Genomic DNA, 15,333 nt, shown 5'->3' on the forward strand with positions numbered 1-15,333 from the left:
GGAAATTTTGCTGCTATCATCCGCAAGATAGCAGCAATACAGACCGAGCGATCCCAATTCAAGGTGGCGATCGCTGAAGTTTTTGAATATTTACTTCCGAAGGGAGATTTTCGACAAAGATTTGTTGCAAAGTCAAGGGGTAAGCCCCAAGTTCTCCAAGCTCAGGGATTGTCCAGTTCCGGCAAGTGCCAACCTGCTTGGTGTAGCCGAGCCTGAACCTGATCTTGCCAATCTATAAGTGCTTGACCAAACTCAGGTGATTGTAGCCCACCACGCCACAAAATCAAGGCATCTTCCCCGGTTTCTTCGTAATAACGCCGTCGCCGCCCCGCTTCTTGGAAGCCAAACTTCTCATAAAGTAACAATGCAGGTTGATTAGAGGCGCGAACTTCTAGAGTGGCCCGCTCTAAACCCCGCTGTCGCGCTTTTTTAAGGAGCGCATACAAGAGAGTTTGGCCCAATCCTTGAGCTTGGTAGTTAGGATGCACCGCTACGATGGTGATGTGAGCTTCATCGACGATCGCCCAAAAGCACCCCAAACCAACTAGTGGAGCAGCAGGATCATCTTTAGACCCCAGTTCTATAGGCTCTATAGGCTGTTTCTCTAAAGTTTGGTGAGCTTGGCTGGTTTGCAGGACTAATAATTCACTGTTTGGGCTCTCTAGTTCTCTTCGATAACCCTCCAAAGTCCATAGGCCCCCGAAACACAACTGATCGAGGACTAGAGTGGCGGGCAACAATTCTGGAGTTAATGATTGGAGATCCAGGAAATTCACGAGAAGTCTGGGTCGAAAGCTCTGGATGCACAGCCCTCAATTGTACACTGAGAAACAAGACGCACTCACGCCTGTCAACTAACCAAGGACAACTATTACGCAATGGTATCGACTTACTCTGTGGAGGTTCAGAACTCTGGCCGTCAGTATTTACCTGCCCCTGGAGATGCTGCGGCAACCCGATCCCCAAACCAATTCCTTTTGCCCCTGACCGCTCAAGTCAATGGGCAGGATCACTTGGAAGTTGGGGGTTGTGACGTTACGGAGTTGGTGCAGCAGTTTGGTTCGCCACTGTACGTTGTGGATGAAGAAACGCTACGCACAACCTGCCGCCAATACTGTGATGCTTTTAAGCAATATTACCCCGGCGAATCTCAGGTTCTTTATGCCTCCAAAGCTTGGAGTTGTCTAGCCATCTGCGCAATCGCGGCCAGTGAAGGATTAGGCATTGATGTCGTTTCTGGCGGCGAGCTTTACACAGCACTGCAAGCAAGAGTTAGCCCCGACAAGCTCTATTTTCACGGCAATAACAAATCAGTTGCAGAACTTGAGTTTGCGGTGGAATCGGGTTGCAACATTGTGGTCGATAACTGGCTGGAGTTGCAAACCCTAGCTAGGATGCCTGCCAGAGAAAAACCCATCCGGATTTTGTTGCGCTTGACTCCTGGGATTGAGTGCCACACCCATGAATACATTCGCACTGGGCACTTAGACAGCAAGTTCGGCTTTGATCCCAATCAACTGGATGAAGTCTTTACCTTCGTTAGTCAGCAACGCACATTAAATTGCGCTGGCTTGCATGCTCATATCGGTTCCCAAATTTTTGAGCTGCAACCTCACCAAGACTTGGCAGGGGTGATGGTACAGTGGCTGAGCAAAGCCGCAGGATATGGTCTCTCCATTCAAGAGCTCAATATTGGCGGTGGTTTAGGGATTCGCTACACCGAATCCGATGACCCTCCCAGTATTGACGCTTGGGTAAAGGTGATCAGTGAGGCGATCGCGGCAGCTTGCCAAGCCCAAAATATCGCCCTACCCAAACTCCTTTCCGAACCAGGGCGATCGCTGGTAGGCCCAACTTGCATTACGGCCTACACGATGGGTAGCCAGAAGACTGTGCCTGATATTCGCACCTATGTCACGGTCGATGGTGGCATGTCTGACAACCCCAGACCGATCACCTACCAGTCTGTCTATCGGGCCGTGGTTGCGAACAAAATGTCAGCAGCCATGTCTGAGACAGTGGCGATCGCGGGCAAGCATTGTGAATCCGGCGATATCTTGATCAAAGAAGCCAGTCTGCCCCAAACGGAACCCGGCGATACTCTCGTCGTAATGGGCACAGGAGCCTACAATTACAGCATGGCTTCTAACTACAATCGGTTGCCTCGCCCGGCAGCAGTTTTAGTTAGAGCTGGAGAAGCCAACCTGATCCTGCAGCGGGAAACTTACCAAGATCTAATTCGACAGGATCGCCTACCAGAGCGCCTGAGCGGATTAACGGCCTAACCCGCCAACCTGATTTAGAGCTAGCTTGCTAGTTTCTTCACGATCAGGTGGCCATGCAGTGACTTGCACAAGGCTTAACCGAAATATTCTTGACTGGCAACTGGGAGGCTAGAAGGCTGCACAGCCTCTCAGTTGTCCCCGTTGAGGCGCAAGCGTAATTCAGGTTCTGATGGGACAATTGTGGAAGCGATGGCTGGCTGATCCAGGTTGGACTCAGTCTTTGCTGCTTCAAATTATTGATATTGGACTGGTGCTACTCCTGACGTATATGGTGCTCATCATTATTGGTGAGCGCCGGACACTCTGGATGGTACGGGGATTCATTATCCTAATGCTAGCCGCAGCCGTCAGCACCAACTTGAAGCTCAAACTCTTGAGTTTTGTCTTGAACAGTTTGGTGATTGGCTCCGCTGTCTCAATGGCCTTTATCTTGCAAGCAGAGTTTCGCCGCTTTCTAGAGCAGTTGGGGCGGGGTGAAATTCTGCAATTGTTTCAACCTTCACGCCGCGCTATTCCCAAACCTGACAATGTCATTGATGAGATTGTCGATGCAGTCAAAGAACTTTCGCAAAACCGCATCGGAGCGCTATTGATTTTAGAAACCAGTGCTCCGATTGATGAGCGCGATTTTTCGGTGCCAGGCGTGAGGTTGAACGCTGAAGTTTCTAAAGAACTCATCCAGACCTTATTCCAACCCACTACCCTACTTCATGATGGTGCGGTTTTAATCCGAGCTTCCCGCATCATGGCTGCTGGCGTCATTTTACCCATCTCAGAGCGTACTGCTTCCCGGCAATTAGGCACACGCCACCGAGCCGCGATGGGAATCACTGAGCGAATCGAAAATTGTATGTGTATTGTTGTATCTGAAGAAACAGGGTCGATTTCCCTAGCAGAAAGGGGAACACTCAATCGGCCCCTGACCAGCAGTAAACTGAAAGAACTCTTAGAAGCAAGCTTCTCCCCATCCGTTGACCGCGAAGCAGTTGCCTCAGATTTACGCAACTTTGGTCGTCAAATTGGGTCTCAAGGATTGGCACTCATTTCACGTTTACTTCGTTTGCCCTCTTCGGCCTCTCGGGAAAAAAAATGACTGCAAAGCCAACCATCTTACAAGATCTGCCTGCTGATCTAGATCGAGAGCGGCTGCCTAAGCATGTAGCTGTAATCATGGATGGCAATGGTCGCTGGGCTAAGCGCCAAGGTCTACCTCGGATCATGGGCCACCGCCGAGGAGTAGACGCGCTTAAGGATCTGTTGCGCTGCTGTCGCGATTGGGGAGTTCAAGCTCTAACGGCCTATGCCTTTTCTACAGAAAATTGGGGGCGACCGTTTGAAGAAGTTGACTTCTTGATGACACTGTTCGAGCGGGTGTTACGGCAAGAACTCCGGGAAATGATGCGAGAAAATGTCCGCATTACTTTTGTGGGTAATTTGGACGCGCTACCCCAATCTCTGCGAGCCGAGATTGAGCGCTCTATGGCTGAAACTCGGAATAATTCTGGCATTCACTTTACGGTTGCCACCAACTATGGAGGGCGGCAAGAAATTTTGCAAGCTTGTCGAGCGATCGCCACTCAAGTCCAGCAGGGACACTTGCAGCCAGAAGATATTGATGAGGCAGTGTTTGAGCGGCATCTCTATACCGCAGGCGTGGGCGATCCTGACTTACTAATTCGGACCAGTGGCGAAATGCGACTGAGCAATTTTTTGCTTTGGCAAATGGCTTATTCCGAGCTTTATGTGACAGATACGCTCTGGCCTGACTTCGATCGCGCCGAGTTCCACCAAGCTTTATGCGCTTATCAACAACGGCATCGTCGCTTTGGCAAGCTCTAAGCCGTGAGGTGAATCAAATAAACTTATGGGTTAACTAAGGCCCAGAGAAAATGGCATCTTCCACATCTTGGCGGCTGAGCAAATATTTAAAGGAGCGCTGAATCGCCTCCCCTCCCACTTCCAGATAACGGACTGTCAGTTGGTCTACATCTAGATACAACTCGGCTTTCCATGCGGGTTTTGCTATACGCCAGCAGTGAAGTTCTGCTGGGTCTTGTTCGCAACCTTGTTCAGTTAACCAAGTTTCAAGGTCTGGTAGGGAGTGGTTATAGAGGGGAGTGTCACTAGAAGGTAGCGTCATAAATCTCAAAGATTGCGTAGACCAAAATTGTGCACAGAACGAGCCTCAAGAAGCAACTCAGGAATACTACCAATTCTCTAAATCGGATTTGTAGATCCTCGTAGGGGCAAATAGCCGTTCACTCCTACAACTGAGCATTTTTTTGATTGGCATCAGAATCTAAAACCTTAGCAGATGGAGCAGCCAGTTCTGATCTCGCTGTCTGAATTTGCTCACTAGGAGCACTCTGACTCTGCAATTGCAAAGGATGAAAGGCAATATCGCCTCTCGTTAGACCAATCGCGATCGCTAGCACCAAGCAAGCTACAAACGTGACACCCAAGATAAATAAAGCAAAGATTTCTCCAGGTGACAGGGGCCGATCGGTAGGGTCTAAATAGGCAGAGGAAGAATAGCGCCGAGATTGCGAGACAGAACGGTTAAGGTCCGCTGGGGCTTGCATCACATGCAAACGGGAATAGCCAATTTTAAGGTCGTAAGCAACACGACGCTCCGGATTACTGACAGTAGCATAGGCTTCATTGAGTTGCTGAAACTTTGCTGTGGCGATCGCTGGAGGCAACGTAGTGGTATCGGGATGCAATTGTTTGCTCAAATCGCGATAAGCTCGCCGGATTTGTTGCGGTGATGCGGAAGGATGCAATCCTAGCAGGGCGTAGTAATTAGGAGCCGCAGTTTTTGGCAATGGCGACCCTTGATTCACCTGATTTGGCGTTGCTCCATCTTGAGTCACGCGAGTTCCCACCCTACCTAGCTTTTGATTATTCTAACCAGGTTCCTCGCTAAAATTCCTAGCTCCAGCTTGCTGTCGCTCTACTAAGCCACAAATGGCGGCTAACAGCAACCAGCCTAAAACATTGATGCGGATATCAAACAGAGTGACATCAAATAAGTTGAATAAGCTGCAAGCTAAGAACGCTACTAAATAGGTAAATAAAATCAGGCGATCGCTTTGCTGCAAAGGATCTGAGGCAGGATTCCAAGACAGGAACAACCGCACGCCACGATACACCATCCAGCCCACTAATCCCACCAGTAGCAAGGTCGCGAACACCCCTGTCTCTGCCATCAACATCAACGGCAAACTGTGAGGATGGCCCATAAAGACTTGCCACTTGGCTTGATACAGCGGGGTAAAGTTGCGTAAGCCCCAACCTGTGAAAGGCCGCTGCTCGGCTAGAGACCAAGCAAACTGCCATTGGGTTGCCCGGAGGGTGGCGACAGGGCGATTGGGATACAACTCATCCGACAGTCTTGCCCAGAGAAACGCTGGAACAATCAGCCTGAGTGGAGCCTTGATGACCGCAGGGCCAAAAGCTGCTCCGCCAATGCCAGCAACAGCTATACCAACCGCAATTACTAGCCAGCGCCAACCGATATATAAAGCGTAAGTTAGGCAAGCCAAGCCTGCTAAGACCCAAGCATTGCGGGAGTTCGTGAGGAGTAGCGCGATCGCATTTCCCAGCACGACGGCAGCTAAAAAGCACCAACGCCCCCAAGCACTATTCAATGAAGTGGAAGCGTTTAGGGCAGGATAGGGCTCCTCGGATAGTGCCGCGATCGCAGGTTCCGCAATTGATTGCGACTGGCTCCTACGGCTTGGAAACGCATCGATCCACAGTCCAATTGCCAAAATAAACGCAATCACCAAGTAATTAGCTAAGACATTGGCATAGGCAAAAATCGAAGACATGCGACCCAAAGGATTGCCGCCTCGTTCCACACCCAGATCGACAATAATTCCCAGCAAACGTAAATGTCCTGCCCAGCCCCAAAACTGCTGACCCAAACCAATAATGACCACGGGCACGGAAGTTAAAACCAAGACCCAAGCGAGCTGTCGTAGTTGAGCAGGCGTTTGAATCAGCGTACTAAGGGCTGTAAACAAAAAGAATAGCGGTAAGAAGTTAGCCAAGCCCAAGAGTGCCGCAGTGCGATCGTAAGCAAAAATTCCTGCCACCACAAACCACAAACTCAGAACCGCCAAACCCCAATTGAAAGGACGGCGTTTGATCCAAGTAGCTTGCTTAATCCAGGTAGCGATCGCGGCTCCCAACAAGCTCAAGCCACCCAACAAAGGGCTAAAAGGAAACAGGAGCAAACCAATTTGAACCCAGTGCCAAGGCATTTGCAGATGCCGTTGCGGATGGGTCTGTAAGTGGAATAACTTGTTCAAGGTTGCTTCCTACACTGGTTCCCAAGCCGCTTCAAGGCAATCGGCGCGAGTCAAGCGAATTTGCGCCAAAGCAAACACTGTGGGAATCACCCGACCATAGTTAGTTGCGATCGCCCGCCAGCCTAAATCGGCAAAAAACAAAGCCCACATCGCTGGCCCCACAAAAGCCAAAACGCTGCGAGTCACGCCATAGCGAGCCGCACTGAGAGCCATCCCTTGTTTTGCGGTTTGTAGCGCTACATAACTTTCAAATTGAGCGGCTGCCACAGCGCCACCTTTCGCAATCGCTTGCTGGGCTACTTGGTAAGTTGCAAAGTGGTAGGCAAACTGTTTTGCGATCAATTGCATCAACATGGGACGCACAATTGAGCTAATCGCCAAAGCACTACCCCCCTTGACCAGCAATCCCATTGGATCTTGCTGCACTGCCAGAGGTAGCTGATCTCGAATTTCAGAGCGAGCTAGCGATTGTTGTACCCGCAGCGTCAAAGCTCCTTTTTCTTTGGTCGATAGTTGTTTCCAGGCACGACTCAGCAGATTGAGAAACACTTCCGCTTCTAAGTCAGTGGTGGACAATTCTTCGGAGTAAGGAATTCTGAGGTAGCGGCAAACTTGAATTAAACATTGGCGATAAGTGATGCGATCGGCATGACCTTGCAGCACTGTCATGCCATCTGCCGCTAAGAACCGAAAGCGTTGCTCTAAGGCATCTAGCCAAGCTTGTCGCCCTTGGCTTTGCACATCCATCGGGTCCGGGGTATATAGATAGTCAATTGGGTTAAACTTACGGCGAAACAAAATCTCAGTTAGCTCACCTAATTCTTCTTCAGTCGCTAACTCCAAGGCTGCTCTTAGCTCGTCCGCCATAAATTCCTCCACAACTGCACTGTTAACCCCGCTGTCCCATATTCTACTCTTAGCGATTGGCTGTTCGCTGTTGGCTTGTTCGCTATTGGCCCGATGCAAATTCTCTAGGAGACTCAACATTCGTGTTTGATGTTGCTGTGGTTGGAGCTGGCATTGCAGGCATTAGTTGCGCTCAGCAGTTGCGGCAATGGGGCTATCGCGTTGTCGTAGTAGAAAAGTCGCGGGGGTTAGGTGGCCGCATTGCCACTCGTCGGGTGCAGGACACTTGCGCAGATTATGGAGCCCGCCATCTCAGTGCCCAAGGAGAGCATCTGGCCCAACTCATTCCAGTTTTGTGCGAAAACCAAATTCTGAGAACTTGGACAGATACTGTTTATGAACTAGGGAGCGATCGCCACCTGCATGCACCGCAACCTCAAGACATCTATCCTCGTTATACAGCTCCCGCAGGAATGAGCGCGATCGCCAAATTCTTAGCGACTGGATTAGACATTCAGCGGAGCCAGCGAGTAGAAGCGATCGCCTTGCCCCCAGAAAATACTTGGCAACTGACTTTGGCAAACCCCAGTGATCCTGCTGCAACTCCCACAATGTTGGCTGCTCAGGCAGTGGTTGTAGCGATTCCTGCCCCGCAAGCCCTGACTTTGCTCAAGCCTTTGGAACAGATAATACCTGCTGATAAGTTCTTCAAAACTCTACGCGCGGTCCAATATCATCCTTGCATCACTGCGATCGCAGGTTATGCTCGCGATCGGCAAGCTGATTTAGCCAGCCACGCTCCACCCTGGCAAGCTGTCACCTGTCCTGGTGATTCGATAATTGATTGGATTAGCCTGGAGAACAGTAAGCGCCCCAGTCAAGTCTCAGAACCACAGCCGCCCACTTTTGTCATCCAAAGTAGTGCTGCCTTCGCTCAAAAAAACTTAGAAACTTCTGATTTACCAGAGGTAGGGTGTCAACTCTTAGACTATGCCGCCCAAGTTCTCTTCTCTTGGCTCGACGCCCCTGACTGGTTACAAGTTCACCGCTGGCGCTATGCCTTTCCTGATCAATTTTGGCCCGCTCCTTTCCTATCCGCTCCAGACGCTTTACCACTCGTTTGTAGTGGCGATTGGTGTGGGGGGGGGCAGATTGAAAGCGCTTTAGAATCTGGACTGGCAGCAGCAGCCGAAATTAATCGTCAGCTTCGGAATCTACCCCTGCCAGAAACCAGCTTTTGGCATACCATTCCCAGTCACTCTGTCGATTCCACGGGCTGAAGCAAATTCAAGCAATGACCCGGAATTTCTTGCTATTACCTTTCATACTTAGGCCGTTAGCAAGCTTGACTGCATCTCAATGGGAAACCCTGGGAGACTAGTCTGTCGCTTCAGCGCCGTCTCTTGCACCCTCTTGATCTGTTTCAGTTTCTTCAGCCCGGTTGTCATTACCGAAGCGTCTCTTGCCAAAGCGGCCTTTGTTGGTGCGCTTACGGAATTTGCGAGCGTAAGCTTCATTACGGAGAGCTTTTTCTTTCTTTAAGTTGCGGCGTTTAGCCATGTTTACCTCTTTGAATCTATCTGCCACGCGAAAAGCGATCGCTTTTCCAAACTTCTGCGAGAAGCGATCTCAAGCCAGCGATCTAAAAACCAGAACGCCTAAAAAAATCGGTCAGATGTTTACTCTAACCTAATCTGTGACTCTCACCCAAACAGCTCAGCCTTTAATTTTAGCTGAATTGCGGTTGATAGAGCAGTTGGCAAAGCTGTTGACCGAAAAAGGCCAAGCTTTCAAAGCCAATCAGAGTTATAGTTTGGCCATTTTGGCAGCCAATTCTAGGGCATTGGCTGGAGTAGTGATTAGTCCCTCAGCTCGTGCCAACTGAATCTCAGCTAAAAGTTGCCCAATTTGCGGACCAGCAGCCAGCTTCAAATGCGTCATCAGGTCTTGACCACTGACAAGAGGCATAGGATGCGCGACTGGATCGTCAGGAGTTAGAAAACGCTCAATCAGGCCTAACAGCACTGATATCGGTACACCTACAGCTAAAGCCCGCACCATCAGCGCTGGGAATACAGGACCGACCGATTGAAACAGAAAATACTGCTCTCGACAAGACAAAACATCTGTGACGCTAACTGCTTGTAACTGAGGCAAAAACTTAATAATAGTTAGGGCCGATTGAATCTCGGCTCGGCTGTATTTCAAGTTCAATAACTCTACCTCAGCCTGCGCTAGGTCTGGAGACAGCAAACTAGCTAGCTTAGCCACCGTGATCCAAGTGCGATGATCGCCTGCAAGCTTGGCTTTAGCAGCTCCCGACTCAACACCAGAGTTGCCATTAGCAGATTTGTTGCCCGTGGCGCTGGATGAATTTTTAGTGCCTTTCCGGCTAGCTTTGGTTGTGTGGCGTAGGGAGGCATAAAGTTCAGCTTTGAAGCTAGGACAAGCCGCCACCAAACTGATCGCTGAGCGATCGATCGCCACAATTTGAGCCAGACTTTGAGCACTGGCTTGAGGAAACCAAGCTTGGAGCAAGCCATCTTGCCAGGCGGCGGTCAACCACGGAGTTCCCTGAACGCTGCCAAATAAATAGTTGAGTTCCGACTGGATGCGCTCGGCGGCAACCTGGCTCAAGTAAGGAGAAAACTGACGAATCACAGCCCGCGTTTCCGCGTCTAGGCTAAAGCCCAACTGAGCTGCTTGGCGATAAGCCCGCAACAGACGTAGAGGGTCTTCGCGCAAGTTTTCCGAAGCTACCATGCGGATCGAGCTTTGCTTCAAATCCACAAAGCCTTGCAGCGGGTCAATCAACTCTTCGGTATGCGGATTGTAGGCGATTGCATTCACCGTAAAGTCCCGCCGTTGGAGGTCAATTTCGAGGCTAGACCCCATTTGTTGCGCAAAATCTGCAGTGGCTTGCTCAAACACCACCCGGGCAATTTGCCGCTCTGCGTCTAATAAAACAAAGCCAGCCTTGTGATGATGCGCGATCGCTTGAGCCGTTTCCACTGCCTTTTCTGGCATGACAAAGTCGAGGTCTAGGTAGTCAGCATGACGACCGAGCAACGCATCACGCACCACACCTCCCACCAAATAGGCAGGCTGGGGCAACCATTGCAAACCAAAAGGCCAAGTTTGAGGCGATAAAACAGATAAAGAAATTGAAGAAGTAGCGTACATGGAAACAAAAATCAATCGAGCGGCTAGCCAAGAATTGACTCGCCTAAGCTAGAGTAACAGAAAGACATGCGGGGTCTGGTAAACCCATCTTGTCAACCTACGGAGAGGTTCTGATCATGTGCATTTGTGTGAACTGCCACTACGTAGATCGCTGCACCACGTATCATGCAGTCGAAGGGCAGCATCAACAGCCTCACCTCACAAATACACCAGATTTTGAAGCGGTTGAACCCACTATTAATGTCAATATCCGTTCCTCAGAGGATGAAATCCAGATGGAATGGGATGTGGTCGGCTGTCAGAGCTTCAAGCAAGAAACAGGTAAGTGGGCTAACTTGCGCCCAGGTGAGTTAGTTCCAACTTAACCTGGTTGCGATGTTTCCAACCAATTTCTTGGAGTTTCTCAGGATTGCAGCTGCGATCGCCAGATAAAGCACATTTAGCTACCTGGAAATCTGGAGGAACGGCGTAGGATAAACTCAGTGAACTTGGGTTCCTAGGGTATGCGCTACTGCCTCAATCCGGTTTGTCGAAATCCGCACCATGCAGAGCCAGCCAAGTTCTGTGAAACTTGTGGCTTTAAGCTTGTTTTGGGCGATCGCTACTGCGCCATCGAACCCATTGGGCAGGGAGGTTTTGGCAGAACTTTTTTGGCTTTAGATGACTACAAGCCTTCCAAGCCGCGCTGTGTGATCAAGCAGTGTTTTCCCTTGCCCCAAAGCATTCGTAACCCGACTAAAGCAGCCGAGCTATTTCGGCTAGAAGCTGTTCGGCTAGAAGAATTAGGCCACCACCCTCAGATTCCAGAGCTACTGGCGTACTTTCAGCAAGATCAGTTTCAGTATCTGATTCAAGAATTTATTGACGGAGCCACGCTAGAACAAGAAGTGGCTCAAAACGGTGTCTTTAACGAAACCCAAATTCGGCAGTTACTGGGCGATCTGCTGCCAGTGCTGCAATTTGTCCACGAACACCATGTGATTCATCGCGACATTAAACCCACAAATATTATTCGCCGCCGCACTGACCAGCAATTGGTTCTGGTGGATTTTGGGGCGGCAAAGTCGGCTAGCAGCGCCGATCTTTCTCGTACGGGCACTAGCATTGGCAGCCCCGCATTTGTATCTCCCGAGCAAGCGATGGGTAAGGCTATCTTTGCCAGCGATCTCTACAGTCTAGGGGTCACTTGTATTTACTTGTTGACTCACACCCATCCCTCAGATTTATTCGATACCGAAGAAGGCACTTGGCTGTGGCAGCCTCACCTCAAACAACCCATTAGTGGTGATTTGGGTCAGATTCTCGATCGCCTGTTGCAAAGTGCAACGAAGAAACGCTATCAATCCGCGATCGCAGCATTACAAGATTTACAGGCTCCAGCCTTATCACTCACACCAGCTTCAAATAGAGCAACCGCAGTTAATCAGGCAGACTCGGTATTACCTTCAATCTCAGAAGCTACGCCCAGTGATTTAACATCCCCAACTTGGCGTTGCGTGCGAACTTTGACTGGGCATTCTCGCTGGGTGCGATCGCTTGCCATTAGCCCAGACAGTCGAGTACTGGTGAGTGGTAGCGGCGATCGGACTGTAAAAATTTGGGATCTCACAACCGGACAGTTGTCACAAACTCTATTGGGTCATGAGCACTGGGTGCGATCGGTGGCAATTAGCCCGGATGGAGAGTTAGTCGCCAGCGCCAGCAATGACAAAACAATAAAAATTTGGCAACTCAGTACCGGAAAGTTATTAAAGACGCTGAGTGGTCATACGGATTGGGTGCGCTCAGTCACTTTTAGCCCCGATAGCCAGTATCTAGCCAGCGGCAGTCAAGATAAAAGCATCAAGCTCTGGCAAGTTGCAACAGGTCAACTGCTCCAAACGCTGGTAGGGCATGAGCATTGGGTGTTAGCGATCGCCCTAGCCACAGGAACAGTAAATGCGTCAACTACTAAGCAACCCCTACTGGTGAGTGGTAGCCGCGACACCAGCATCAAAATTTGGCAACTAAATACCCAACGACTGCTCCACACCCTGACAGGGCATGATGAACCCGTCACTTCCCTGGTGCTTAGTTCCAATGGCCAACTACTGGTGAGCGGTAGCCAAGACAAAACCATCAAAGTTTGGCAACTCGAAAACCAAATCCTGCTTCGGACTCTAACGGGTCATGCAGACACAGTGAATGCTGTCACTCTCAGCCCCGATGGACAGCTACTGGTGAGCGGTAGCCAAGACAAAACCATCAAAGTTTGGCAATTCGATACCGGAACCCTGCTGGAAACATTAGTGGGGCATGTTGCTTGGATTTGGTCAGTCGCGATTAGTGCCGATGGCCAAACCATCGCTAGTGCTGGTGATGATGGCAGCATCAAGATCTGGCAACGTGATTAAATGACTATTGATATTTGTGATTTCTGAATTAACTTTGACTCCTGATCCTTCCTCTTCTGCCGCCCAATACGGCTTAGCGCTACATACCAGCACTCCCGAACTTGGCTTAGCTTTGGGTAACTTTGCAGGCGATCGCCGCCATCAAGTTTGGAGCTTGGATCGGGGGTTGTCTACCCATCTGCACCACTATTTGGGTGAGTTCATGGCACCTCAAACTTGGTCAGACCTCGCCTTTATCGCAGTAGTGCGAGGACCCGGCGGCTTTACGGGCACACGTATCGGCATGGTCACGGCTCGCACCTTAGCACAACAGCTAGAAATTCCTCTCTTCGCCATTTCTTCGCTAGCTGCCTACGCTTGGATTTCTGTCTCCCAGCAATCTCAACCTGTCCTTCCACAGGTGATTGCGGTGCAGATGCCAGCTCAACGAGGGGAAGTGTATGGCGCTATTTACCAAGTAGGCTCGGAGACTGGTTTAACGCCTCTCTTGGCAGATACCATCCAGCCCCTAGCCAATTGGGAAGCAACTTTAGCTAGTTGGCCCACTGCCTATGAGTTAGTGAAAGCGGAAGGCGGATTGGGTAGCTCAGTTTTGGGAGTTTTAGCTTTGGCTGAACAGCATTGGCATCAGGGGGAGCGATCGCATTGGTCAGAAGCGTTGCCCTTCTATGGTCAACATCCAGTCACCAAGTAGGAATCCTAAGTATTTGTGAGCAGTGTATCTAAGTACACCTCTCACAAATCATAAAGAAGGCACAAAAAAAGACAGGAAGTGCCTGCTTCCTGTCTTGGTTGTTCACCCAGTATTTGCCCTATCAGTCAGCTCACGAGCGTTGCAGCAATTCGTAAGGGTAGAGAGCACCAATGCTTACACAGCGGTTGTTTTTCCCACGTTACTTTTCTGCTGAAGCGCTGATCTAGAGTCCTGAGGTTTTGCAACCAAATCAGTGTTATCTCCAGGAGCGTTTTGCATGACCGATACAGTCACATAGAGAATATACTGAGCTAATTCTAGGGAAACCGGGAAAGGAAATGATAGAAATGTGACAAAAATCAAGAATATGACGAGTCTCACTAGAGCTTTTTTATTCTTGATAGCTGGAAATACTGGAAATATTGGCATGCAGCGATCGCCTACTCATTGACGATGCCACATTTAGTCTTTACGTAGTTCTGCTAAACTCCGCTCAGGGAAATTACTTATCCCCGTTTCTCACCAACTATCGTTGTAGGCTGCGGGGATCCAGTGCATCTCGCAAGCCATCACCCAGCACATTAAAAGACAGCACCGTGAGAATAATCAACAAAGCTGGAGGCCATACTAGCCAAGGTTGTAGCACCAGAATGGAGGCGTTGGTCGCCAGAGATAGCATATTTCCCCAGGAGGGATCGGGCTGCTGAATGCCCAAGCCAATCAAGCTCAACACCGATTCCGCCACAATAAAGCTCGGAATGGATAGGGTAGCCGAAATAATCACATAGGTTGCGGTCTGGGGCAAGATGTGGCGCACAATAATGTAGAACGGCTGACCGCCCATCGCTGTCGCAGCTTGAACAAATTCCCGCTGTTTGATGGACAGTACTTGGCCGCGAATTACCCGTGCTAAGCCTGCCCAGCTAATAAACGATGTAATCAACACAATTAGAAGAAATCGTTGGGCACTCGTTAGCCCAGGTGGTAATACTGCTGCTAGAGCTACCAACAAATAAATGCTGGGGATCGTCATCAAAACTTCTACCAAACGCATTAAGAAGCTATCAGTGAAGCCGCCAAAAAATCCCGAAATGCCACCAACCAGCATGCCTAAGGGAAAGGAAATGGCGACCCCCACCAAGCCAATGCTAAGGCTGATGCGTCCGCCATATAGCAATCGACTAAACTGATCTCGCGCTTGCTCATCAGTACCTAGCAAGTTAAACCTAGCTGGCCCAGCCGCACCAAAGAGATGCCGCTTAAACTCCAGCCCCAAGATTTTGTAAGAATGCCCTGCTACAAAGAGGCGAAGTGGTGAAGGTTGGCTACGGTCAATGATTAGCTTGCGATCGCCTGTATTGATGTCAACCGGACCTTGAACCGTGGGATAGACATGAGGCCCAATAAATTGCCCCGCTTGATTGCGCCAGTAGATTTGCGTCGGGGGTAGCAGCCCGCCATCTGGCTGTGAGGCGTAGGGGTCATAGGGGGCGACAAAATCAGCGGCGAGCACTGCCAGGTAGAAAATTATCAGCACCAACGCCCCAAATCGGGCCAAAGGATTCTTTTTAAGTTTCTGCCACCAATCCATAACACTGCTACCTAATGCGAACTGA

General features: G+C 50.0%; 15 protein-coding genes. 7 read left to right on the plus strand and 8 right to left on the minus strand.

The window, feature by feature from the left end; translation table 11 throughout:
- Nucleotides 1–161: 161 nt before the first annotated feature.
- Complete coding sequence (gene rimI / locus H6F68_RS02655; protein ID WP_190554125.1) at nt 162–776, minus strand: ribosomal protein S18-alanine N-acetyltransferase; 615 nt, start codon at nt 774–776, stop codon at nt 162–164.
- A gap of 102 nt (nt 777–878) precedes the next feature.
- Here rimI and lysA point away from each other — a divergent pair, with 102 nt between their 5' ends.
- The 3 genes from lysA (at nt 879) to H6F68_RS02670 (ending at nt 4,124) form a co-directional block, all read left to right on the plus strand.
- A complete protein-coding gene (lysA, locus tag H6F68_RS02660; RefSeq protein ID WP_190556241.1) occupies nt 879–2,285 on the plus strand; it encodes a diaminopimelate decarboxylase in 1,407 nt (468 codons plus the stop codon).
- 169 nt (nt 2,286–2,454) lie between these two features.
- Nucleotides 2,455–3,378, plus strand: coding sequence for a diadenylate cyclase CdaA (gene cdaA / locus H6F68_RS02665; RefSeq protein WP_190431361.1), 924 nt, complete (start codon nt 2,455–2,457; stop codon nt 3,376–3,378).
- Nucleotides 3,375–4,124 (plus strand): isoprenyl transferase, encoded by a 750-nt coding sequence (locus tag H6F68_RS02670; protein WP_190431360.1) that lies wholly within the window; start codon nt 3,375–3,377, stop codon nt 4,122–4,124. The genes cdaA and H6F68_RS02670 overlap by 4 nt, the downstream gene beginning before the upstream one ends.
- Before the next feature lie 34 nt (nt 4,125–4,158).
- On the opposite strand, the gene H6F68_RS02675 is transcribed toward H6F68_RS02670, so the two are convergent.
- From H6F68_RS02675 to H6F68_RS02690, 4 genes are all read right to left on the minus strand, one after another.
- Entirely contained in the window at nt 4,159–4,425 is a 267-nt protein-coding gene (locus H6F68_RS02675; RefSeq protein ID WP_190431359.1) for a DUF3143 domain-containing protein, read from the minus strand.
- A 124-nt stretch (nt 4,426–4,549) separates the two neighbouring features.
- On the minus strand, nt 4,550–5,158 hold the full coding sequence (locus H6F68_RS02680) for a J domain-containing protein (RefSeq protein ID WP_313930003.1): 609 nt from the start codon (nt 5,156–5,158) through the stop codon (nt 4,550–4,552).
- A gap of 33 nt (nt 5,159–5,191) precedes the next feature.
- The gene (locus tag H6F68_RS02685) at nt 5,192–6,601 is read right to left on the minus strand and encodes an O-antigen ligase (RefSeq protein WP_242065302.1); all 1,410 of its coding nucleotides are present in this window, start codon (nt 6,599–6,601) and stop codon (nt 5,192–5,194) included.
- 9 nt (nt 6,602–6,610) lie between these two features.
- A complete protein-coding gene (locus H6F68_RS02690) occupies nt 6,611–7,588 on the minus strand; it encodes a YaaW family protein (RefSeq protein WP_399312605.1) in 978 nt (325 codons plus the stop codon).
- 2 nt (nt 7,589–7,590) lie between these two features.
- On the opposite strand from H6F68_RS02690, the gene H6F68_RS02695 reads away from it, so the two are divergent.
- Nucleotides 7,591–8,727 carry an FAD-dependent oxidoreductase gene (locus H6F68_RS02695; protein ID WP_190556243.1) on the plus strand — a complete coding sequence of 379 codons (1,137 nt, stop codon included), beginning with the start codon at nt 7,591–7,593 and terminating at the stop codon, nt 8,725–8,727.
- A gap of 97 nt (nt 8,728–8,824) precedes the next feature.
- Here the strand turns inward: H6F68_RS02695 and H6F68_RS02700 are convergent, their stop codons facing one another.
- Both H6F68_RS02700 and H6F68_RS02705 read right to left on the minus strand, forming a co-directional pair.
- Nucleotides 8,825–9,007, minus strand: coding sequence for a hypothetical protein (locus H6F68_RS02700; RefSeq protein ID WP_190431357.1), 183 nt, complete (start codon nt 9,005–9,007; stop codon nt 8,825–8,827).
- A 246-nt stretch (nt 9,008–9,253) separates the two neighbouring features.
- A complete protein-coding gene (locus H6F68_RS02705; RefSeq protein ID WP_190556245.1) occupies nt 9,254–10,630 on the minus strand; it encodes a CCA tRNA nucleotidyltransferase in 1,377 nt (458 codons plus the stop codon).
- A 116-nt stretch (nt 10,631–10,746) separates the two neighbouring features.
- Here H6F68_RS02705 and H6F68_RS02710 point away from each other — a divergent pair, with 116 nt between their 5' ends.
- The 3 genes from H6F68_RS02710 to tsaB all read left to right on the plus strand — a co-directional run bounded on the left by H6F68_RS02710 (nt 10,747) and on the right by tsaB (nt 13,717).
- Nucleotides 10,747–10,995: a Ycf34 family protein gene (locus H6F68_RS02710; protein WP_190431355.1), complete on the plus strand. Its 249-nt coding sequence runs from the start codon at nt 10,747–10,749 to the stop codon at nt 10,993–10,995.
- Between the two features lie 138 nt (nt 10,996–11,133).
- Complete coding sequence (locus H6F68_RS02715; protein ID WP_190556248.1) at nt 11,134–13,023, plus strand: serine/threonine-protein kinase; 1,890 nt, start codon at nt 11,134–11,136, stop codon at nt 13,021–13,023.
- Between the two features lie 34 nt (nt 13,024–13,057).
- On the plus strand, nt 13,058–13,717 hold the full coding sequence (gene tsaB / locus H6F68_RS02720; RefSeq protein ID WP_190556250.1) for a tRNA (adenosine(37)-N6)-threonylcarbamoyltransferase complex dimerization subunit type 1 TsaB: 660 nt from the start codon (nt 13,058–13,060) through the stop codon (nt 13,715–13,717).
- A 526-nt stretch (nt 13,718–14,243) separates the two neighbouring features.
- Here the strand turns inward: tsaB and H6F68_RS02725 are convergent.
- Nucleotides 14,244–15,308: an ABC transporter permease gene (locus H6F68_RS02725; protein ID WP_190556252.1), complete on the minus strand. Its 1,065-nt coding sequence runs from the start codon at nt 15,306–15,308 to the stop codon at nt 14,244–14,246.
- Nucleotides 15,309–15,333: the final 25 nt, after the last annotated feature.

The organism is Trichocoleus sp. FACHB-262, assembly GCF_014696035.1.
GTDB lineage: Bacteria > Cyanobacteriota > Cyanobacteriia > FACHB-46 > FACHB-46 > Trichocoleus.